Source organism: uncultured Mucilaginibacter sp. (assembly GCF_903893715.1).
In the GTDB taxonomy this organism is placed as follows: domain Bacteria; phylum Bacteroidota; class Bacteroidia; order Sphingobacteriales; family Sphingobacteriaceae; genus Mucilaginibacter.
In genome coordinates, this window is sequence record NZ_CAITNG010000030.1 from 1 (window position 1) to 23,811 (window position 23,811).

Annotated in this window: 16 protein-coding genes; 11 read left to right on the forward strand and 5 right to left on the reverse strand. The window is 45.8% G+C overall.

Annotated features, from left to right (window positions below; all coding sequences use genetic code 11):
* From QZX97_RS03885 to ileS, 3 genes are all read right to left on the reverse strand, one after another.
* Positions 1-593, reverse strand: a 593-nt coding sequence (locus QZX97_RS03885) for a lipoprotein signal peptidase (RefSeq protein ID WP_295653003.1), incomplete at its 3' end; no start/stop codon positions are given.
* Between the two features lie 3 nt (positions 594-596).
* Positions 597-992 (reverse strand): TraR/DksA C4-type zinc finger protein, encoded by a 396-nt coding sequence (locus tag QZX97_RS03890; protein ID WP_295653006.1) that lies wholly within the window; start codon positions 990-992, stop codon positions 597-599.
* On the reverse strand, positions 989-4,594 hold the full coding sequence (gene ileS / locus QZX97_RS03895; protein WP_295653009.1) for an isoleucine--tRNA ligase: 3,606 nt from the start codon (positions 4,592-4,594) through the stop codon (positions 989-991). Before ileS ends, QZX97_RS03890 begins: the two co-directional genes overlap by 4 nt.
* 185 nt (positions 4,595-4,779) lie before the next feature.
* Here ileS and QZX97_RS03900 point away from each other — a divergent pair, with 185 nt between their 5' ends.
* From QZX97_RS03900 to QZX97_RS03910, 3 genes are all read left to right on the forward strand, one after another.
* Positions 4,780-4,977: a hypothetical protein gene (locus QZX97_RS03900; RefSeq protein WP_295653010.1), complete on the forward strand. Its 198-nt coding sequence runs from the start codon at positions 4,780-4,782 to the stop codon at positions 4,975-4,977.
* A 174-nt stretch (positions 4,978-5,151) separates the two neighbouring features.
* Positions 5,152-6,279, forward strand: a complete 1,128-nt coding sequence (locus QZX97_RS03905) for a GAF domain-containing protein (RefSeq protein ID WP_295653012.1) — start codon at positions 5,152-5,154, stop codon at positions 6,277-6,279.
* 127 nt (positions 6,280-6,406) lie between these two features.
* Complete coding sequence (locus tag QZX97_RS03910; protein ID WP_295653014.1) at positions 6,407-8,638, forward strand: glycoside hydrolase family 3 C-terminal domain-containing protein; 2,232 nt, start codon at positions 6,407-6,409, stop codon at positions 8,636-8,638.
* A gap of 277 nt (positions 8,639-8,915) precedes the next feature.
* On the opposite strand, the gene QZX97_RS03915 is transcribed toward QZX97_RS03910, so the two are convergent.
* A complete protein-coding gene (locus tag QZX97_RS03915; protein ID WP_295664213.1) occupies positions 8,916-10,451 on the reverse strand; it encodes an ATP-binding protein in 1,536 nt (511 codons plus the stop codon).
* 556 nt (positions 10,452-11,007) lie between these two features.
* Positions 11,008-13,374: an MMPL family transporter gene (locus tag QZX97_RS03920; protein ID WP_295653020.1), complete on the reverse strand. Its 2,367-nt coding sequence runs from the start codon at positions 13,372-13,374 to the stop codon at positions 11,008-11,010.
* Positions 13,375-13,477: 103 nt separating this feature from the next.
* Here QZX97_RS03920 and QZX97_RS03925 point away from each other — a divergent pair, with 103 nt between their 5' ends.
* The 8 genes from QZX97_RS03925 (at position 13,478) to QZX97_RS03960 (ending at position 23,368) form a co-directional block, all read left to right on the forward strand.
* Complete coding sequence (locus tag QZX97_RS03925) at positions 13,478-13,840, forward strand: diacylglycerol kinase family protein (RefSeq protein ID WP_295653023.1); 363 nt, start codon at positions 13,478-13,480, stop codon at positions 13,838-13,840.
* Positions 13,841-13,845: 5 nt separating this feature from the next.
* On the forward strand, positions 13,846-14,571 hold the full coding sequence (gene recO / locus QZX97_RS03930) for a DNA repair protein RecO (RefSeq protein WP_295653025.1): 726 nt from the start codon (positions 13,846-13,848) through the stop codon (positions 14,569-14,571).
* Positions 14,572-14,631: 60 nt separating this feature from the next.
* On the forward strand, positions 14,632-15,312 hold the full coding sequence (locus QZX97_RS03935; RefSeq protein ID WP_295653027.1) for a response regulator transcription factor: 681 nt from the start codon (positions 14,632-14,634) through the stop codon (positions 15,310-15,312).
* A 1-nt stretch (position 15,313) separates the two neighbouring features.
* A complete protein-coding gene (locus QZX97_RS03940) occupies positions 15,314-16,678 on the forward strand; it encodes a HAMP domain-containing sensor histidine kinase (protein WP_295653030.1) in 1,365 nt (454 codons plus the stop codon).
* Positions 16,679-16,746: 68 nt separating this feature from the next.
* Positions 16,747-18,012 (forward strand): TolC family protein, encoded by a 1,266-nt coding sequence (locus QZX97_RS03945; RefSeq protein ID WP_295653031.1) that lies wholly within the window; start codon positions 16,747-16,749, stop codon positions 18,010-18,012.
* Positions 18,013-18,023: 11 nt separating this feature from the next.
* On the forward strand, positions 18,024-19,133 hold the full coding sequence (locus tag QZX97_RS03950; RefSeq protein WP_295653032.1) for an efflux RND transporter periplasmic adaptor subunit: 1,110 nt from the start codon (positions 18,024-18,026) through the stop codon (positions 19,131-19,133).
* Between the two features lie 28 nt (positions 19,134-19,161).
* Positions 19,162-22,290: a CusA/CzcA family heavy metal efflux RND transporter gene (locus tag QZX97_RS03955; protein WP_295653034.1), complete on the forward strand. Its 3,129-nt coding sequence runs from the start codon at positions 19,162-19,164 to the stop codon at positions 22,288-22,290.
* A 70-nt stretch (positions 22,291-22,360) separates the two neighbouring features.
* The gene (locus QZX97_RS03960; RefSeq protein ID WP_295653036.1) at positions 22,361-23,368 is read left to right on the forward strand and encodes a YXWGXW repeat-containing protein; all 1,008 of its coding nucleotides are present in this window, start codon (positions 22,361-22,363) and stop codon (positions 23,366-23,368) included.
* The last annotated feature ends 443 nt before the right edge of the window (positions 23,369-23,811 follow it).

The window sequence follows — 23,811 nt, forward strand, 5'->3', positions numbered from 1 at the left end:
ACCTCGCTGTTCAAACTGTTTGGTTCAGCGGTTTCGTGTTTAAAGTAGTGTTTTTGGTTAAGCAGGATCAAGATAACGCCAACAGATATGGCGGCATCGGCCAAGTTAAATATAGGCCTAAAGAAGATAAAATCTTCGCCACCCCAGCCTGGGAACCATTTAGGGAAATAACCGGATATTAGCGGAAAATAGAACATATCGATTACCCGGCCGTGGAAAAGCCTGTCGTAATGATAAATCAAACCATAAAAGGTCGAGTCGATGATGTTGCCCATGGCACCTGCAAATATGAGCGACACATTCAAAATGAGCCCACGGTGGTGTTTGTGTTTCACCAGATAGTAAATGCCATAACCAATGGCGCAAACCGCAAAAATGCGGAACAAGGTTAATACTAATTTGCCAAAATCGCCACCAAACTCCATGCCCCAGGCCATACCGTTGTTTTCGGTATAGTGCAACATACCGCGGTCGCCCATAAATTTTATTTCCTGACCAATGTACATGTGGCTTTTAACCCATGTTTTGATGAGTTGATCGGCAACAATAATAACAGCGGCAAGAGCAAAGGGTTTAACGTACGATGCCTTCATCTACTACTGTTTCAATTTGGCTTCCATGCTTAGCGTGGTATGCGGTACGGCACGCAGGCGTTCTTTTTGTATCAGCTTACCTGTTTCGCGACAAATACCGTATGTTTTGTTTTCGATACGTATCAGCGCAGCTTCTAATTGCTCGATAAATTTCTTTTGACGGGCAGCCAACTGGTTGATCTGTTCTTTCTCCAAAGTGGCCGAGCCATCTTCCAAAGTTTTATAGGTGCCGGCAGTGTCATCGGTCCCGTTACTATTCGGATTGCTTAACGACGAAGCCAGGTTATTCAGTTCTTGTTTAGCCATACGCAGTTTGTCTAATAACAAACCTTTAAACTCCTGTAATTCTGAATCAGAATACCTTGTTTTTTCGTTTTCAACTTTATTTTCCACTTTCATATTCTATTTATTTCTATCAATATCCTGTTCTCATCAATAAACGTTTCGTCGCCTGCAGTTAATTGAGCGTCAAGCACTAAACTATCGGCCAGAATTTCGGCGCAAATATATGATAAATTATTTTTCACAGCATCGCCAATATAGGGATGGTCTGAAAGCCTGACATTTATCTTATCGGTCACCTCAAAATCCTTCGATTTGCGCAAATTTTGCACCCTGTTCACCAATTCACGCGATATACCTTCCTGTTTTAATTCTTCGGATATGGTAACATCTAAGGCCACGGTTAGTTTTCCCAAATTCGCAACCTGCCAGCCGGGAACGTCTTCGGCGATGATTTCAACGTCGGTTGTGAGTATTGCGTATGGCGTATTGGGTATTGCGATAGTGCCCGCTGTTTCCAACTCGCTTATTTGCCCGGCAGTAAAATTTGTTATAGCTTCGGCCACCATTTTCATATCCTTACCAACTTTGGCACCCAAAGCTTTAAAGTTTGGTTTCACCCTCTTTTTGATAAGGCCGGCGGTATCGGTTATGTATTCGATGGTTTTGATATTGGTTTCCGATAGGATGAGCTCTTTTACCAATTCCACCTGCGTTTTAAAGTTTTTGTCGAGTATCGGCAATAATATCCTGCCCAAAGGCTGGCGTACATTGATGCCCACTTTTTTACGTAACGACAATACCAGCGACGATACATCCTGCGCCAACTGCATGCGTTCTTCCAAAGCTTTGTCAACCAGGTTAGCATGATAAACCGGGAAATCGGCTAAGTGTACGGATTCAACCTTTTCCAATTTGGTTTTGCTGTTCAAATCGGTAAACAAACGCTCTGCAAAAAACGGCGCTACCGGCGACATCAGTTTAGCGATGGTAACCAAACAGGTATATAACGTTTGATAAGCCGATAACTTATCTGTGGTGCTATCCGAACGCCAGAAACGGCGGCGGCTTAAACGCACATACCAGTTGCTCAAATGCTCGTCCACAAAATTCTGGATAGCACGGGTGGCTTTAGTCGGCTCAAAATCTTCATAAAAACCATCAACCTCGTTGGTCAGGGTGTTTAACAACGATATGATCCAGCGGTCTATTTCGGGGCGGTCGTTGATGGCTATTTCTGCTTCGCTGTAATTGAACTTATCGATGTTAGCGTAAAGCACAAAGAATGAATAAGTATTGTACAGCGTACCGAAAAACTTGCGGCGCACTTCGTCCAGCCCTTCGATATTGAATTTAAGGTTGTCCCATGGGGATGCATTGCTGATCATATACCAGCGTGTAGCATCGGCACCAAATTGGTCGATGGTTTCGAAAGGGTTAACGGCGTTGCCCAGACGTTTCGACATTTTATTGCCGTTCTTATCCAGCACCAAACCATTGCTTACCACATTTTTAAAGGCGATGCCTTTGTTGCCTATTTTTTTGTTAACGGCCTTTATCTCATCACTGGCTTCGCTCAGCATGACGGCTATGGCATGCAGGGTAAAGAACCAGCCGCGGGTTTGGTCCACACCTTCGGCGATGAAATCTGCCGGATAAGCGTTGGCAAACTCTTCCTTGTTCTCGAAAGGGAAATGCCATTGCGCATAAGGCATGGCACCGCTATCAAACCAAACATCGATCAAATCCGGCTCGCGGAAATAATAATATGTTCGGCCCTCATCAACTTTAGATAGGATAATATTGTCCACATAAGGTCTATGAAGATCCATTGGCATATTTTCACCTATAAAGAATTGATCAATCGAGGTAGAAAACTCTCCTACTAAAATATCCCGTTCAGGACAGGAGTCAATTAATTCCTTTAAAGAAACGACACCTTTTGTGAACCCATTTTTTAATCTATTAATTGCCTGCCAATCATCCTCATTATAATTATTAGGGTCAATAGACAGAAATTGGAATATTTCTCTTACAGAATGTTCTTCAAAATATTTTTTTGCCTTGTCAAAATAAAAATACACGCCGACATTGAGGAGTTCATTTATCGAACCGATACAGATCTCTCCATTGGCCTCACTCCGCCAGATAGGTAAGGGCGTACCCCAATACCGTGAGCGCGACAAATTCCAATCCACCAAATTTTCGAGCCAGTTGCCAAAGCGGCCGGTACCGGTGCTTTCGGGTTTCCAGTTGATGGTTTTGTTGAGCTCCACCATTTTATCCTTAACCGCCGTGGTGCGGATGAACCAGCTATCCAGCGGGTAATACAATACCGGTTTATCGGTACGCCAGCAGTGCGGGTAGCTGTGCTCGTATTTTTTTACGTCGAATGCTTTGTTATCTTCCTTCAATTTGATGGCGATGAGCACGTCCGTTGGTTTAAAATCGGGCGCGGCGCGTTCGGCATCAGTATAATATTCTTCTTTTACAAAACGGCCGGCAAAATCGGTTACCTCGTCAACAAACTTACCGCGCTTGTCAACCAAGGGTACTTCTTTGCCGTTCTCGTCTAATACCAAAACCGATGGCACGCCATTGGCACGCGCAACCCTGAAGTCGTCCGCACCAAAAATTGAGGCGGTGTGTACAATGCCGGTACCATCTTCGGTAGTTACAAAATCACCCGCTATCACGCGGAAAGCGTTTGCTTCCAAATCGGGATTAGTAACATAGGGCATCAGTTGGTAGTAGCGTAGGCCAATCAGTTCCGAACCTTTAAATTCGGCTTTTTTTGTCCACGGTATCAATTTATCGCCACCTTTATAATCCTCGAAAGAGGTATTTTCCGCTTCTTTTTTGAAGAAAGATCCCACTAAATCCTTAGCCAACACCACGCTGACCGGGGCATAGGTATAAGGGTTAAAGGTTTTTATTTTTACGTAGGTGATGTTTTCGCCAACGGCAAGGGCGCAGTTTGAGGGCAGGGTCCAGGGTGTGGTGGTCCAGGCCAGTATAGCGGTATCTTCGCCTTCTGTATCAAACAGCACATCCATCAACGGGTGTTGCTGCCCGGTTTTTAAGTGAAACTCGGCAGTTATCGATGTATCCTTTAACATCCGGTACGTGCCCGGCTGGTTCAGCTCATGCGAACTTAAACCCGTACCCGCAGCCGGCGAATAAGGTTGTACGGTATAGCCTTTGTATAAAAAGTCTTTTTTGTACAATTCGCTCAGTATCCACCACAGGGTTTCAATGTATTCGTTTTTGTAGGTGATGTACGGGTTCTCCAGGTCCACCCAATAACCCATTTTTTCGGTCAGGTCGTTCCATACGTCGGTATAGCGCATTACCTCTTTACGGCAGGCGGCATTATAATCTTCGATGGATATTTTTTTACCGATATCATCTTTGGTGATGCCCAATGATTTTTCGACGGCCAGTTCTATCGGCAGGCCATGCGTATCCCAGCCCCCTTTGCGTTTTACCTGGTAACCTTTCAGTGTTTTGTAACGGCAAAAAATGTCTTTAATGGAGCGCGACATGACATGGTGAATCCCCGGCATACCATTTGCGGATGGCGGGCCTTCATAAAAGGTATAGGGCTTGCTCGCGGGGCGGCTGCTCACACTTTTTTCGAAGATGTGGTGCTGTTTCCAAAACTCCAGTACTTCCTTACCTATTTTCGACAGATCAAGTTGCTTATATTCCTTGTACATCAATACTATTACCTCAATTTTAAGAGGTGCAAATTTAAGGAAATTAATAGAAAAAAGGTAGGTTTTTTAGATAATGGATATCGGAAATTTTGATTAGGCAAACAACAACCCAGTCATTTGAGATGGTGATTGAAATGGCTATTTTCGTATCAATATTTTGATGAGAAGCTTTAAATAAGTTTGGTATGACAAGGAAAATATTAGGTTTCGCATTGGGCACCACGGTGGGCGTACTGGTGATGGTTGCTATCTCGACGTTTGCGTTTCATGACCCGGTTACAACCAGTCTATGGGTGCGGTGCATCATTACCATGGTAATCAGCATGTCATTTACGGCATATATCGTCAACAGAAGACAGAAAAAGCTCAACGCTTCCAAATAGCGCAAAAAATCGATGCTTTTAAGCAAATTGTATTGTTTTACTCTCTCTGTAATTAAAAAATTACACTTTTGTTACTGTTATCAAGGCAAAACGTGTTGTAACAACAAAACCGTACCCGTATTTATTCCGTAATAAAGATATTCCCGTAATTAACTGAAGGATCAATCTGGTGGAATGGATGAAAATACGCGTTTAAAGTCTGTCGAAAGGTTCGCCGGTTACAACTTGCAGGCCGATGCCGAGTTGTTGCAGCTTTTAGAAATGGCTTCGGAGATTTGCGATAGCCCGATAGCTACCATTAATTTATTGGATAAAGATACACAGTGGATAAAAGCCCGCATTGGCATTGATGTTGAACGTACCCCGCGCGAATGGAGTTTTTGCAATGATACCATCCGCCAAAGCGAAGTGATGCTGGTGCCCGATACGTTTAAAGATGAACGTTTTATCTATCACCCCCTGGTCAACGCCAGCCCGTACATCCGGTTTTATGCCGGTGCCCCGCTTATTACCCATAGCGGCGACTGCCTTGGCACCCTTTGCGTTATTGATAATAAGCCCCGCGAGCTAAACAGGCACCAACAGTTGATGTTGAAAATGCTGGCCAAACAGGTAATCACTATGATGGAGCTGAAGCTGAACAACGACCTGCTGATTAAGCACAAGCAGGAAGTGTTGGAACAAAAACGCATCAACAGCGAGGCCGACATCAGGTTACGGGCATTTTTTGAGAGTTCGGTAAATTTCCATGTGTTGTTAGGTAAAAATTGCGAGGTACTGGATTACAATAAAACCGCGTATAAATTTATAAAAAAAGCATACCTGCGCGTTATTACCCGTGGCAGCGATTTTACCGATTATATAGAACCAAGCTTCAGGCCCACATTTATCAAGCATTTTAAAGCATGCCTGGAAGGTGTGAAAGCCTACGAAGAGGGTTATACCGACTATCCGGACCTGGGCCGTATTTGGTGGGAGGCGTCCTTTGAGCCCGCTACCAATGGCGACCGCGATATTATCGGCATATCGTACAGCATCCGCAACGTAACGGAGCGCAAGCTATACGAGCAAAAAATAGTAGCGCAAAACGAGCTGTTGATGCGCATATCCTACATCCAATCGCACGAGTATAGGGGGCCGCTGGCCTCTATTATGGGGATGATGAACCTCATCAAATATGAAAACTACAATGCCCCGGTTGAATACCTGGAAATGATGGACGAAGCCATCAATCGGCTCGACAGTAAGATTCGCGAGGTGGTGGATGTAGCCAACCAGATAAACGTCATGCCGGCGGCGTAAATTGTTCTTGGTAGTTAAGGTATAGTTAAAGTTTTGCTGCACGAACAAAAAAATCTTTATATTAGCTTTATTATTTAAGCCGATAATAAGCTCCTGACCCGGGCATGTTCAACCCTATCAATAAATCATGAAAAGTAAAATTCGTTTAAGCAAATTCACATTGGTGGCCTTGCCTGCCGGTATACTTTTATGCGCTGTGGCGCTGATGGCCCATAAACCGACAAAACATTATACCTATAAATTTCAAGACGCGCAACTGCCGGTTGAGCAAAGGGTAGCCGACCTGGTATCGCACCTCACACTGGAAGAAAAAGTGGGCCAGATGCTGAACGCAGCGCCCGCCATTGAGCGTTTAAATATACCTGCCTACGACTGGTGGAACGAGTGTTTGCATGGTGTTGCCCGTACCAGTTTTAAGGTTACGGTGTACCCGCAGGCCATTGGTATGGCGGCCACTTTCGATAAATCGTCCATACACCAAATGGCCGATTATACTGCCGAGGAAGGCCGCGCGATTGACAATGAAAGCTTACGCAATAACAAACACGGGAGGTATACCGGGCTAACTTACTGGACCCCGAATATCAATATCTTTCGCGACCCGCGCTGGGGCCGGGGGCAGGAAACCTATGGCGAAGACCCTTTTTTAACCGCGCAAATGGGGACAGCCTTTGTACGCGGCCTGCAAGGCGACGACCCCAAATACCTGAAGGCAGCAGCCTGTGCCAAGCATTATGCCATACACAGCGGCCCTGAGCCATTGCGCCACCAGTTTAATGTGGAGGTAACCGACTATGACCTTTGGGATACTTACCTGCCCGCCTTTAAGGCGCTGGTAACCAAGGCTAAAGTGGCAGGGGTAATGTGCGCCTACAATGCTTATAAAACCCAGCCTTGCTGCGGTAACGATATTTTAATGAATAGTATTTTGCGCAACGACTGGGGTTTTACAGGTTATGTAACATCCGACTGCGGTGCGATAGACGATTTTTACCAGCGCCATAAGACCCACCCTGATGCAGAAAGCGCTGCCGCTGATGCGGTACTGCACAGCACGGATGTGGAGTGCGGTAATACCACTTATAAATCGCTTGTAGCCGCTGTTAAGGATGGCAAGCTGACCGAGCAGCAAATTGATGTATCTGTGAAGCGCCTGTTCACCATCCGTTTCCGTTTGGGATTGTTCGACCCGAAGGAATTGGTGAAATACGCGCAGATACCGCTTTCAGCATTGGAAAGTCCGGAGCACCAGGCGCAGGCTTTAAAAATGGCCGAGCAAAGTATCGTCCTATTAAAAAATGAGAACAATATCCTTCCGCTAAAAAAAGGCTTAAAAAAGATAGCGGTTTTAGGTCCGAACGCGGATAATGCCAAGAGTGTTTTGGGCAATTATAACGGTACGCCTACCACCATTGTAACCGCATTACAGGGCATTAAAGATGCGGCGGGCCCGGGCACCGAGGTTTATTATGAAAAAGGTACCGACTACGTAGGCGACCCGGCCATTAAACCTGACTTTAGCGAAACCATTAAACATGTGAAGGACGCGGATGTGATTGTTTACATAGGCGGTATTTCGCCGCAGCTGGAAGGGGAAGAAATGCGTGGGGTGAGTCAGCAGGGCTTTAAGGGCGGCGACCGTACTTCTATTTTGCTGCCCGGTATACAAACCGACATGATGAAAGCCTTACAAGCCACAGGTAAACCCGTGGTATTAGTGATGATGACAGGCAGCGCCATAGCCACCCCATGGGAAAGCGAGCACTTGCCGGCCATTTTGAACGCCTGGTACGGCGGTCAGGCTGCAGGGACGGCTATTGGTAATGTGCTGTTTGGCGATTATAACCCTGCGGGCCGCTTGCCGGTAACGGTTTATAAGAGTGATGCCGACCTTCCATCGTTCGAGGATTACTCGATGGATAACCGCACTTATCGTTACTTTAAAGGTCAGCCTTTGTATGGCTTTGGCTATGGTTTAAGTTATACAACCTTTAAATACGACCATTTGACCCTACCCAAAACCATCACTGCCGACAAAGCCGTTACCGTTAGCGTTAACGTAAGCAATACCGGCAAAAAGGACGGCGAAGAAGTGGTACAACTATACCTGAGCCATCCCGAAAGCAATATAAAAGCACCCATACGAGCGCTGAAGGGGTTTGAACGCATTTATTTAAAGAGCGGCGAAAGCAAGGCCGTTACCTTTACCCTTAGTCCGCAGGACCTTGCGCTTACTATGGCCGACGGCAAGGAAAAGCAAGTGCCCGGCAAAATATTGGTAAGCGTAGGCGGCAGCCAGCCCGATAAGCAAAGTAAAGCCAGTGGAAAGGTTGTTGAGGGTAGTTTTGTGGAGATGTAAGAGGGAATTACTTTTGAGGCACCAAAAGTAACAAAAGTGCTTGTCAGCAAAGAGGCTTCTTTTCGCACAGGCATCGCCGCACAAAGCGGGGAAAACCTGGGCTGCAACTTTTTGCCCTGCTTTGCACGCTCCTTGCCCCGCTTCTGCAAAAATTGCTATGCCCTGCAGCCGCTCAAGGCCACCATTGTTTTCCCCGCTTTTGGCCGAAGCTTTTTTGCTGACGGGGGAAAGAAAATAGCCCGGAATATAATTTTTATGGAAATTAAAATGACATGTTTTAAGAATTAATCTGTTTCTCGATAAACTTCAGATGCTCAATAACATCCGCTGCGCTTTTTTCAAATTCCTCCTTGGCTTTTTCAGGATTGTCTTTTATCCAGGACTTAACATCATCCAATAGAAGTTTTTTAGCTTTTCTTTTTTCATCCGAATTATTGATGGCTAAGGTTTCAATAACTCTCTCTTGAAATATTGCTGGATAATATTCTTCAAAATCATGTTTAGTCAATTGACGGAAGTTGTCTTTACTCCAACCATTTTTCTCATTGACATAAGTCTTATTAAAGTCGTTAATAATCTCTCTTTCTCTATCGCCGCTATCAATTAACACCCAAACTTTATTTTTATACGTTGGCTGTAAATGAAGGAAGACAAATAATTTATTAAAATCTTCAAATCTTGATTTTAATTTTTCAACTCCACCGGAAGAAAATGTCCTAATCTTAGTTGGTGATAGGTTAGTAAACCAGTTAATGAAGTATTCCCTTATCAATACTTCTGCTGAAGACTCTTCAAGGAATAACCAAAATTCCCATAAATCAAAGTCAAAAAATTCATAGCCCAAATCCTCTAAAACCTGTCTACGTGCTTCAGGGATTGTACTTATTTCGGCGAGTTTAGAAACAAACAGACTCATGTCGTTTTCATCTTTAATTTCAGTGTTTACTTTGAAGATTTTTGCATCAGATTCACTTCCTAAATACTTCATTACAATATTTGAATGAGTAGATATAAAGAATTGATTGGATGAGGATTTGTCTACAATCAAGCGCAATAATGCTTTTAGTGCTTTTGGATGAATATCATTTTCAATTTCTTCAATAATGAAAATCTTGTTTCCTTTCGCTATGCATAGTTGCGTAATCAATCCTAAGACATTTGCAACCCCTTCCCCCATTGCGGTTATTGGAATGTCAGTATCGTCATTTGTATAATAAGCAGCAACTTTATCGTTGTTAACAGCGATAGTACGTACTTCAAAACCAAGCACATCTATACATGCGTCAAAATATATCTTAGATGCTCTACCTTGACGTGTAATCAATTTATCAATTCGCAAAGGAAGATTTGTCAAGGTATTAGTTACATCCTTGCCATTAGTTTCACTAAAACTGCCGTTGTAACCGTTGACCTTTCTTTTTGATAAATAGGGGTATATTAAATTTTGAGGCTCATGTTCGGGGAATTTCGAGAAGTTACTATAAAATATTGTATCGTCAGAAAGACCAAGTTGGCATTTAATTTTATTGTCGAACCTATTTAATTCAAAAAAGAAAGTGTCCAAATTTCGATCATTTGTAAAATAAGGCGAGTTCTCACCAATAAAACTTAGTTTGATTTCGCCTTTATCGTGGCCCTGAGTTATATCATTAAGGTCAAAACTGTTATACTGCAATAGATATATTGACTTTAAAATCGTCGTTTTGCCCGTATTGTTAGGACCTATAAAAATATTTATACTTTTTGATAATTCGGTTCTTGGAACACTCTTGAAGCATCTAATATTCTCAATTTCTATGGCTGTGATTTTCATTTATAACTGTAGTTGGACCGTCTAAGAAAAAGCTAATATACCATATTGCAATATGGATATATAGTTGCCATTTTAAAAATAGATATTTCCAATCTCAAAAATTTTCCTTATATTGAATGGATTGGTGCGTGGTAAATGATGAGTAGTGGTTGAATCGAAATTTTTAATTTCAGATACCCATATTTACCCATCCCAATCGGGAAAAGTCGTGCCGGAAAAATGGAAGATGGAAAATGGAATCAGAAAGTCCGAAATCAAAAATACACCCGTGTGCTCCCGACGCCCGAGTTATGGGTACAGAATTATGAAAATGGCAATGGTTTACACGTTTTTTACATTAAAACACCCATAAATACCCATGACAAAAAAATATCGAACACCGAATATCCAATATTGAATGATGAAGTAAAATCGATATTCGATATTCAAAGTTCATTATTCACGGATACCCATAAATACCCATGTGTTTCGCAAAACGCATAGAGCAATGCGCAAAGCGTTTGTAAAAAAAGAGAATTTGCATATATACACATTTACTCATTCGCACATTGAAAAATTAGATATCCTGCGCTTCGCCATCCAAATCAATGCCGGATTTGAGCTTGCGGCGGTTGATGCCGCGCTCCATGCTGAGCAGGAAGGCGGGCAGCAGGGTGAGGTTGCATATCATGGCCACCAGCAGGGTTACCGATAGCAGGATGCCCAGGGCCACGGTGCCGCCAAAGGTGGATGCGGCGAAGATGCCGAAGCCGAAAAACAGGATGGTGGCGATGTATATCATGCTGATGCCGGTTTCGCGGATGGTGTCGGATACGATGCGAGAGATGGCCCCGATAGCTATCGGGGTGCCGCTATTCCTTAACTCCTGACGGTAGCGGGTAAGGAAGTAGATGGTCTGGTCGGACGAGATGCCCATGGCGATGCTGAAGATGAGGATGGTGGATGGCTTGAGCGCGATGCCCAAAAAGCCCATCAGCCCGGCGGTGATGACCAGCGGGATCAGGTTGGGCAGTATGCTGATGAACACCATGCGCACACCACGGAACAATATCCACATCACGATAGCGATGAGGAAAATGGCCAAAGTCAGGCTTTGGTATAGGTTTTTGACCATATAGTTGGCGCCCTTAACAAAGATAACGCTGGTACCCGTAAGCTCTACATGGAACTTCGTTGGGTTGAATATGGAGTCGATACGGGGCTGCAGTTCGGCAAACAGCAGGTTGAGCTTTTTGGAACCGATATCGGCCATCTGGAAGCTTACGCGGGTGATTTGTTTGGTACTGTCGAGGTAGCTGCGCAGCATATTGTTACCCTTGCCCGAGTTAGCGGCGTAGCTGAGGATGAAGCCTTTTTCCATATCGTCGGGCAGGCGGTAATAGCCGGTATCGCCGCCGTAAAAGGTTTGGGTGCTGTATTTGAGCACTTGGGTTAGCGATATGGAGCGGCTAAACTCGGGGTAAGAGGAGATGAGGTTTTCGAGCCGTTCCACCTTGTGGATGGTGGGCAGGTTCATCATCCCGTTTTTATGGCGACTGTCAATGGTGACTTCCATGGGCAGCACGCCTTTAAAGTTCGATTCGAAGAAGCGCAGGTCGGTAAGGGTGCTGCTGGTTTTGGGCAGGTCGTCAACAATAAAGCTGTTCACGTTAATGCGGGAAATGCCGTAAGCACTGATGAGGAGCAATATGATGGTGCCGACGTAGATGGCCTTGCGGTAATGGTGCACCACATGGTCCAACCCAATGAGCAGGTCCTGCATCAGTTTGCGGTTTTTGATGCCGCTTTGCGTTGCGCCGGGGTTGGGCAGGTAGCTGAAGATGATGGGTATCAGTATCAGCGTCAACGCGAAGGTTACCATGATGCTGATGCTGGCCACGAGGCCAAATTCTGTCAATATCTGGCTGTTGGTAAAGTACAGCACACCAAAGCCGATGGCGGTGGTTACGTTGGCAATGAAAGTGGTGATGCCCACCTTTTCGATAACGATATGCAGGGCGGCCATTTTATCGCCGATATGGCCGAACTCACGATAGTATTTATTGAGGATGAAGATACTGTTGGGTATGCCGATGATGACTACCAATGGCGGGATGATACCGGTGAGCAACGTGATGTCGTAATTATTGAGCACCATAATGCCCAAACTACAGATAACGCCCAACAGCACTACAATGAGCGGGAAGATGACCGCATAGGCGGTGCGGAAGAAGATGATGAGGATAATGGCCGTAATGAGCAACGAAAGCCCGAGGAACAGCACGAACTCGTGGGAAACGAGGTCGCTGATGACGGTGCGGATATAAGGCTGGCCCGAAATGTGGACGGCAACGTGGTTATTGGCTTCGAACTGCTTAGCCTCTTTGAGTACGGAGCCGATAACCTGTGTACGCAGCTTGCTGTTGATGTATTGCGGATTGAGCGAAACCACCATCGAGGTGGCTTGTTTGTCGGCACTTAATATCAAGCCGCTGTAAAAAGGCAGCCCATACACCTGTTGTTTGATGCTGTCGGCAGCGTGTTGCGAAGCTACCGGCTGATTGATGAGCGGCGACAGGAAAAAACGGCGCTGCAAAGTGTCCTTATGTAATTTATAGATATTGGCTTGCGAAACAACGGCCGTTACGCCCTGTATCTTTTGCAGTCGGTTGCCTAACTGGTACCAGGCGTTGAAGAGGTCTTTTTGAAACAGGTTAGGTGTTTTTATGCCCAGGACGATGGCGGTACCGTCTTCGCCAAACATTTTTCGGAACTGGATGAACCGGATATAGGCGGAATCGGTAACGGGGAGTATTTTGCCGGCATTGTAGGCCAAATGCACCTTACTGGCCTTAAAACCCATAAAGCCGCAAAACAGCAGCACAACAACAAGGATGAGCAGTCGGCTTTTAAGAATGATGTCGGCAAGCTTTTTCCAAAACATGGGCAATGGTATTGTAATCAGAGGCCGTAAAACTACGAAATTTGCACAAACCCTAAATTTTTGAACGATATTGTGTCGAAATTTGGCCAACTATCCTATTACAATGATGAACAAACTGCTCAAAAGCTTTGGTTACGCGTTTAAAGGGTTTAGCTATGCGGCAAAAACCCAGCTTAACTTCCGCATCCATATGGCGGCGGGTGTTTTGGCTGTTGCCGCAGGCTACTACCTGCATTTAGACCGGGGCGAATGGCTTTGGATAAGTTTGGCTATTGCTTTGGTGCTAACGGCGGAGCTGCTGAATACCGGCATCGAAATACTGACGGACATAGTTTCGCCAGGATTTGATGAAAAGGCTGGACACGTGAAGGATGTAGCGGCAGCGGCTGTAACCGTTACCGCGTGCTTCGCCGTAGTGGTTGGGTTGGTTGTTTTTATACCAAAAATTATTGAGCTGTTTAAATAAGCCTTATGTTACACAAAACCCGGGGCATCGTTTTCAAGACCACCAATTATGGCGAAACCAGCGTAATTGTACAGGTATTTACCGAAAAATTTGGCCTGCAGTCGTATATCATCAACGGGGTAAAAAGGCCGAAGGCTAAAATAAGCCGCAATATGCTGCAACCTTTGTACCTGCTGGATATGGTGGTGTATCACAAAGCGGCCGGCAATATACAACGTGTTGCAGAATTGAAGAACGAGCCGCTTTTGCAAAGCATCCCTTACGATGTGATCAAAACCTCCATCGTGATGTTTTTGAACGAGGTGCTGTACAAAGCTGTAAAACACCAGGCTACCGACGAGAACCTGTTCGGCTTTATCTTCCACGCCATCGAATGGCTGGACCATCAGCAGGAGGGGTTGGCTAATTTCCACCTGTTGTTTTTGCTGAAGCTGACGCGTTATATGGGTTTTTACCCCGAAGTGAATATCGATACAAACGCCGATTTTTTCGACCTCAAGGAGGGTGTGTTTAAGCATTACAAGCCGGAACATACTTTGTACCTGTCGCCACCGCATACCGAAGGTTTTAACCGCCTGTTGCAGTATTCATTCGAAGATTTGCCGCAGTTGAAGATGAGCAATGATGAGCGCAGATACTTGCTCGGCAAGTTGTTGGAATATTACGCACTGCACATCGAAAGCTTTGGCGATGTGCATTCGCATGAGATATTGGAAGAGGTTTTGGGATAGGCTGATGGCCTTTCATTGTTATAGCTGCACAACAACCTATATTTGTTTAGATTTGAATACATGGCAAGCATTTTTTTAGTTGAGGACGAGGAACGTGTGGCGGCTTTTATACAAAAGGCGCTGGAAGAGAATGGCCACAAAGTTGATTTGAGCAGGGATGGTGCCGACGCTGTGAAGCAGTTTGCCACAAAGCCTTTCGATTTGATTATGTTGGATGTCATGCTGCCCCATTTGAGTGGTGTGGAGGTTTGCCGGCATATCCGTCAAAAAAACAAGGAGATACCCATCCTGATGTTAACGGCATTGGATAGTATTGACGACAAGGTAAATGGCCTGAATACCGGCGCCGACGATTATATGGTAAAGCCCTTTCACTTTAAGGAACTGCTTGCCCGCATCGACGCGCTGCTGAGGCGCAAAGCTGTTGATACCAACAGCACGCTCACCTTGGGAGAGATTACATTAGATACTTACAGCAATACAGTCGAGCGGTCGGGGCATAAAATAACCTTGACCACTAAAGAATATGCCTTGTTGGAGTTGTTGATGCGCAACCACGGCAAAATACTGAACCGGCAAACCATAGCTCAAAAAGTATGGGGTATTGAGTTTGATACAGGCACCAACGTAGTTGATGTGTATATGAACTACCTGCGTAATAAAGTGGAGAAAGGGTTCACCAATAAATACATACATACCGTGGTGGGCAAAGGTTATATGTTTAAAACAGAACAGGCTTAACGTGAAAATAAGGAACAGGCTTTCGTTGTATTTCGCGTTGTTGGGTTCAGGCGTATTGCTGGTGGTACTGGCATCTATATACCTGTCCTTTTACTCCTTTGTACGCAATGATTTTTTCGTCAGGTTAAACGAACGCGCTAACGTTGCCGCACAGCTTTACCTGAAAGCCGATGAAATTACAGCCGATTCGCTCAGCCGTGTGCGCGAAAGATATCTGAAAAGCTTACCCGGCGAAGTAGTGCGCTTTTATGATAGCCGCAACAGTGCTGCCTTTATCAGGGACGACCAACAATACTGGGACTACAAAACCATTGACGCTGTAAGAAAACGAAAGTATCTGCAGTATACCGACGGCGATCACCAGGTAGTAGGTATCTATTATAAAGACAATCAAGGGAACTTTGTGATATTGGTTTCGGCGAGCGATTTTGAAGGCATCCGGAGGCTTGACCTGATGCTCAATACCATGATCGTGGTTTTTTTTATAGTTGGCGCCATCCTATATTTTGTGAGCCGGTTATTAGCTAAAGAGGCACTCTCGCCCTTAAATAACGTGGTAAGCCAAATGCAACTGATAAAAGCTACCAACCTTAACCTGCGTGTTGACGAGGGTAACGGCAAGGACGAGATAAGCGAACTTGCCCGAAACTTTAACCGTTTGCTGGCCCATCTTGAAAATGCCTTCGAACTACAAAAAACCTATGTAAGCAATGCATCACACGAGTTACGGACGCCCATTACCAGCATTATAGGAGAGGTAGAATTGGCATTGAGTAAAGAACGTGAGGCAAATGAACATAAAAAGACATTACAACTGGTGTTGGAAGAATCGGAAAGATTGAGGGACACCATAACCGGTTTGATGGAGTTAGCCCAGGTTGATATGGACTATACCAGTGCCGAGTTGACACCCGTACGCATGGACGAACTGCTATGGGATGTACATGAGTTTTGGACGAATAAGCTCGGCTCGGGCCCCTTTAAAGTAAATATTAAGCATTTGCCCGAAAACGAGGCCTTATTGTCGGTTTGGGCAAACAGGCAACTGTTGTTTATTGCCTTCAATAATTTGATAGGCAATGCTTTTAAGTTTTCAGACCAACAAGCAGTTACGTGTAACTTTTATGCCGACGAGTATTTGATACAAATACAGGTTATTGATACAGGGATAGGGATTCCGAGAGAAGACATTGAAAAGGTATCGGGCTCATTTTACCGTAGCCATAACGCCCGCGATTATGCCGGTACCGGCATAGGTCTTTTTGTGACCCAAAAAATCATCCAGTTGTTCAATGGCACCATGAGCATAACATCTGAAGAGGGTTCTGGAACCACTATTACCACAGAATTTTTACACAACAATTAGTAATTCTAATCCGGTTCTAATCCGGATCATTGCATCGTAGTTTAATTTTGCCAATCAAAATTAAGACTATGCGGTTAAAATTCGCCCCGATTTTCATCTCTATACTGTGCTTTGCATGTTTGTTTAAAGCAAATGCGCAAACTACCGATACACTCAGTTTAACCATACAGCAGGCCGAAGACCGGTTTCTGAAAAACAACCTGTCGCTCATCATCCAAAAATATAACATTGATAATGCCAACGCCCAGATCATTACCGCCCGTTTGTTCAACAACCCCGATTTTAGTTTTTCGAACGGTGTTTTTGCCACGCAGGTGCCCAATGCTTTAAGCGAACAGTCCATCGGTTTATCGCAGCTATTTACCACTGCCGGCAAACGGAATAAAAATATCCTGTTGGCTAAAATAGGCGTTCAGCAAGCCCAATACCAGTTCTTTGATTTGCTGCGTACCTTAAAATATAGCCTGCGCAGCGATTTTTACTCCATCTATTTCGCGCAGCAATCGGCCGCCGTTTATAATCAGGAGATAACGTCGCTTACTACAACATTGAAAGTGTTCAGGGAGCAATATGCCAAAGGCAACGTAGCCCAAAAAGAAGTAATCAGGTTACAATCACAACTGTATTCATTACAATCGGAATACAACAGTTTGCTAGTTGGGATAGACTCAACCCAAAGCGAATTTAAGCTGCTCATTAAGGCCACACCCGCAACCTATGTTAAACCGGTTTACAGTTACGATCTGGGCAGCAAAACTTTAGTTGCATCAACACCTTATCAAAAACTGCTCGATTCTGCTTATACAAATCGTTACGACCTGCGTTTGGCCAAAAGCGTGCTCGATTATAACGACCTTAACCTAAAACTGCAAAAAGCTACCGCTGTACCTGATGTGTCGGTTTCGCTGAACTATGACAAATTAGGCTCATATGGTAACAACTTTATTGGCGCGGGCCTCGAGTTTAACCTGCCGTTTTTTAACCGTAATCAAGGTGCAATAAAGCAGGCTTACATTGCCATAGACCAGGGTAAAACCCAATTGCAAAACCAGCAAAACCAGGTTGAAAGCGATGTGGCGACTGCTTATAAAGGTGCATTGCGCCTCGAAAACCTGTATAACAGCTTTGACCCCCAGTTTAAAGCCGATTTTACCCATCTGATTCAGGAAGTTGGCAAAAACTATGAGAAGCGGAACATTAGCCTGTTGGAGTTTTTAGACTTTTACGACTCGTACAAAACCAACACCTTGCAACTAAACACAATCGAGCTTAACCGTGTTACCTCGCTCGAACAATTGAACTTTGTTACCGGCACACCTTTTTTTAACCGATAGATACTAAACCCATGCATAAACGTCAATTACTTAACAAAACCATTTTCGCAGCCGCTATATGTTTCGCGGCTATGGCCATACAAAGCTGTACACACAAACCTGATAACGCCGATCAAAAAGATGCCAAGTTTGAAGTGACCGACACTCTACTGAAAAGCCTACTCATTGATACAGTGCAACAGGCCGATGCGCTTTCGCAAATTACGTTGAGCGGTAAAATTACCGCCGATGACGATAAAATGGTAAAGATATACCCGATGGTGAGCGGTGTTGCCGAAGATGTGCATGTGCAGTTGGGCGATGTGGTACAAAAAGGGCAGCTATTGGCTACCATGAAGAGTGCCGAAGAAGCAGGCTTTGCCAAAGATGCGATATCGTCGCAAGCCGACCTGAAAAATACCAAGCGTGCCTTGCAGGTAACGCAAGACCTATACAAAAGTGGCCTAGCATCACAAAAAGACCTGGAATCTTCTCAGGGCGATTATGACAAGGCCGTAGCCGAAGATAAACGTGCCAATGCGGTAATGGGCATCAATAAAAGCAACGCTAATTTGGGCTATGAATTGAAAGCACCCATCGGCGGCTTTGTGGTGGAGAAGAACATCACCAGCAATACCCAAATACGTGCCGATAACGGACAAAACCTGTTTACCATTGCTAATTTGTCTACCGTTTGGGCATTGGTCAACATTTATGAATCTGATATAGCCAATATTCATCAGGGCGATAATGTTAAGGTAACTACCATATCCTATCCCGATAAGGTATTTGACGGCAAAATAGACAAGGTATACGATATGCTCGACCCTGACAATAAGGTGATGCACGCCCGGATAGTTATAAACAACCCCGGCAATATGCTGAAACCCGAAATGTTTGCCACCATACAGATTAAAGCGCACAGCGGCGAAAACCTGCCGGTCATCAACACCCGTTCGTTGGTTTTTGATAACGACAAGAATTATGTTTTAGTGGTGGACGGGCCGGCACATGTAAGGATACAACCGGTGGAAATAGCCAAAAAATTTGAAGACAGGGCATACATTAGTAAAGGGCTTAAAGCAGGCGATAGGGTTGTGGCATCGCGCCAGGTTTTCCTTTACGAATCGTTAAAAGACTAAGTTTTATCCTGCAAACCGAAAGCGAACCATGAACCGATTTATAAAGTCAATACTATCCTTTTCGTTAAAGAATAAGTTCTTCATATTCTTTGTTACTGCATTGTTGGCAGTTGCCGGATACATCAGTTTTAAAAACATCAGTATTGATGCCTTTCCCGATGTTACCAATACATCCGTAACCATCATATCGCAATGGCCCGGCCGTAGCGCCGAAGAGGTGGAGAAATTTGTTACCCGCCCTATCGAAATAGCCATGAACCCTACCGAAAGGAAAACCAGCATACGTTCATCGTCGCTGTTCGGGCTGTCGGTAGTAAAGATCACGTTTGATGACGATGTGGACTATGCCTTTGCTCGCTTACAGGTAAACAACCACATAGGCGATGCCGATCTGCCTGATGGCGTACAGCCAGGCATTGAGCCACCTTACGGCCCAACCGGCGAGATATATCGCTATACCCTAACCAGTAACCATAAATCGGCGCGGGAGCTGAAGACCATACAAGATTGGGTAGTTGACCGCCAGATACGCGAAGTACCCGGTATTGCCGACCTGAACAGTTTTGGTGGCGAGGTAAAAACCTACCAAATTACCATCAATCCCGAAAAAGCCTTACAATACAACGTTACCCCGCTGGAGCTGTTCGACGCCGTATCCAAAAGCAACATCAACGTAGGTGGCGATGTGATTGAACAAAGCGGCCAGGCATACGTTGTTCGCGGGATTGGCTTGTTGAACGATATCGGCGAGATTAAGAACATTATCGTAAACAACATCAACGGTACACCTATTTTCGTGAGCAACATCGCCGAAGTAACCGAATCCGCACTGCCGCGTTTGGGGCAAGTTGGCCGCGACCGTGACCCCGACGTAATTGAGGGCATTGTGGTGATGCGCAAGGGCGAAAACCCAAGCGTGGTTATCAAAGCGCTCAAGGAAAAAATAAAGTACCTCAATACCTCGGTTTTGCCCGATGACGTACAGATCAAAACCTTTTACGACCGCGACGACCTGGTAACTTTTGCCACGCATACCGTGCTCCATAACATGTTCGAAGGTATCATCTTCGTAACAGTTATCGTATTCTTGTTTATGGCCGATTGGCGTACTACGCTTATCGTATCGCTCATTATACCACTCGCCTTATTGTTCGCCTTCATCTGTTTAAAGATGAAAGGCATGGCAGCCAACCTGCTTTCTATGGGCGCTATCGACTTTGGTATCATTATCGATGGTGCCGTCGTCATGGTCGAGGGGATATTCGTCGTGCTCGACCATCGCGCTAAGCAGGTGGGCATGGAAAAATTCAACAAGCTAAGCAAACTGGGCATGATTAAACAAGCCTGTTTGGTAAACGGTAAAGGCATATTCTTTGCCAAGCTTATCATCATCACCGGCTTGCTGCCCATCTTCAGTTTCGAGAAAGTGGAAGGCAAAATGTTCTCGCCATTGGCTTGGACACTCGGCTTCGCTTTGTTGGGCGCCTTATTGCTTACCTTCACTTTTGTGCCCGTAATGGCCAGCGTATTGCTCAACAAGAACGTCCGCGAAAAGCACAACGTGTTTGTTGACTTTGTTACCGGCAATGCCCTCAAGTTTTACTCCTGGTGTTTCAGGTTGCGAAAAATCGTGCTGCCCACAGCATTGATAGCCCTCGCCGTTAGCTTATACTGCTTCAAGTTTTTGGGTACCGAGTTTTTGCCCGAGTTGAACGAAGGCGCCATCTATGTACGTGCAACAGGCCCGCTAAGCATCTCCTTAGGCGAGTCGGTAAAGCTGGCCAACGAGATGCGCAAGATCTTCCTCAGCTTCGATGAAGTCAAACAGGTCATATCGCAAACAGGCCGGCCAAACGATGGTACCGATGCTACCGGTTTCTACAACATCGAGTTCCATGTGGATATTTACCCGCAGGAGGAGTGGAAGCGCAAAGAAACCAAAGAACAATTGATAGAGCGCATGCAGGACAAGCTAAAAGGCTATCCCGGTATCGACCTTAACTTCTCCCAACCCATATCCGATAACGTGGAAGAAGCCGTTTCGGGCGTAAAAGGCTCTATCGTCGTAAAACTCTTCGGCGACGACTTCAAGTATGTCGAGAGCGAGGAAGAGAAGATATTCAAGATACTGCAAGGGGTTAATGGTATAACCGATTTGGGTATCCTGCGCAACTTAGGCCAGCCCGAACTGCAGATCAACCTCGACCAGGGTAAAATGGCGCTCTATGGCGTAACCACGGCCGATGCCAATGCAGTTATCGAAATGGCCATTGGCGGTAAAGCAGCCACTCAAATCTACGAAGGCGAGCGCAAGTTCGACCTGCGTATACGTTACCCCGAGGATTTCAGGAACAATGACCAATCCATTGGCGACTTACGCGTACCTACCTTGCGCGGTACCAAAGTGCCCCTGCGCGAAATTGCCACCATCAAAAAGCTGATAGGCCCGAGCATGATCTATCGCGATAAGCACATGCGCTACGGTGCCATCAAGTTCTCCATCCGCGGCCGCGATATGGGCAGTACCATTGCCGAAGCCCAGGAAAAAATAAACGCGCAGATCAAGCTCCCTAAAGACTACTTTATGGAGTGGGCCGGCGATTTTGAGAACCAGCAACGGGCAACCGCGCGTTTGGCACAAGTGGTGCCCATCAGCTTGCTCATCATCTTCTTTATCCTGTTCATCCTGTTCGGTAACTTCCGCGATTCGCTTTTGGTGCTCAATAACGTGCCCTTTGCCATTATGGGCGGTATATTGGCCTTGCTCATCACCAACGTCAACTTCAATATCTCGGCGGGTATCGGGTTCATCGCCTTGTTCGGTATTTGTGTACAAAACGGCGTTATACTCATTACCAAGTTCAAAAGCAACATGATCGAGTTGAAACACCACCCCATGGGCCGCACCTTTGCCGATGCGCTCAAAGATGGTATTGCCGATCGTATGCGCCCCGTTATCATGACGGCCATGATGGCCGCCATCGGTTTGTTGCCTGCCGCCATGTCAACCAGTATCGGCTCCGAGGCTTCAAAACCTTTGGCCATTGTGGTGATAGGTGGTTTGATAACCAATACCATATTCAACCTCTTTGTGTTCCCGATAGTGTTCCATTGGGCATATCGCAAAAGGGTAGAAAGCGGGGTCATGATCAGGTAGTTTTGCCTCAGGTTTAAACTATATGGGTTGCTGATTGTCATATCTTAAACTAACTAATAAGTACCTTAAAATGAAAACGACACTAAAGACCTTTATAATCCTTATCGGGATATCACTGTCGGCAGTTGCTGCCGGCTATGCACAAGTTAGCGTAGGTGTAGGCATCAGCATTTCGGCGCATATTGCCCCGCCTGCCATCCCTGTTTATACACAACCGCCATGCCCTGCCGATGGCTTTTTATGGACACCCGGCTATTGGGCCTATGGCGACGACGGTTACTACTGGGTACCCGGCGTTTGGGTTCGCCCGCCGCATTTCGGCCTTCTATGGACCCCCGGTTATTGGGGTTATGAAGGCGGCATATACGGCTTTCATGCCGGCTATTGGGGCCGTCACATCGGCTTTTACGGCGGTGTAAACTACGGCTTTGGCTACGGCGGCGTCGGCTTTATCGGCGGCGGCTGGCAAGGCAACGTGTTCCGCTATAATACCGCCGTGGTCAACGTAAATACCACGGTAGTGCGCAACGTCTATGTCGACCGCACCGTCATCAACAATGTAACGGTGAACAATCGCGTAAGCTATAACGGCCCCGGCGGCGTAACAGCCCAGCCACGCCCCGAAGAACGTATGGCCATGAACGAGCAGCACATGCAGCCTACACAGCAGCAGTTTGCCCACCAAACCATGGCCGCCCACGATCCTAACCAAAGGTTTTCGGCAAACAACGGCCGTCCTGCCACCACAGCCATGAACCGCGTAAACGGCCGCGCTTTTAACCAGCAAGGCCGCATCGCTCAGGGCGTATCATCGGGACACCTAACACCCGGCGAAACCGGCCATCTGGAGAACCGTGAGGCCAACATTAACCACGAAGTGCATGCCGACCGGCAGGCCAACGGGGGTTCGCTTACACCCCAGGAACGCCGGCAGGTAAACAGGCAGCAAAACAACGTGAGCAACAGTATTTATCAGGACAAGCATAACAACAACAATGCCCCTCGTCCGCAACCACAACAGCGCCCGCAACCGCAACAACGTGGCGAAGGTGGTGGTGGCCACGAACGCAGGCCATAACCGATAGTCCAATACACGCCGGCATTTGCTCATCAGCAGGTGCCGGCTTTTTTTATGCCCCAACCCCGCGCTCCTTGGCAACACCTTGCTACCTATATGGGTATTTATGGGTGTTTGGAAAAACTCATCTTCCTTTTACGCTATGCGCTGCGCTCTCTGCGCTTTGCGTCCCGATAGCTATCGGGACTCATGGGTATTTATGGGTATACAACATCTTCCATCCCGATAGCTATCGGGATACATCTTCCGCCTTCCATCATACGCCTCTTTGGCCAGAAACCACAAAGCCCGGCCCGTGCTATTCCCCTCTTGAGAGTAATAGCCCATCATATGACAGATGGCATTAAACTTCTATTGAGAAGCAAGTCAAAATTTGATTTATTATCTCTGTGATTGTATTTAAAAGTAAACTCGTTTAAATAGGATTGAAGATGCTTGATGGA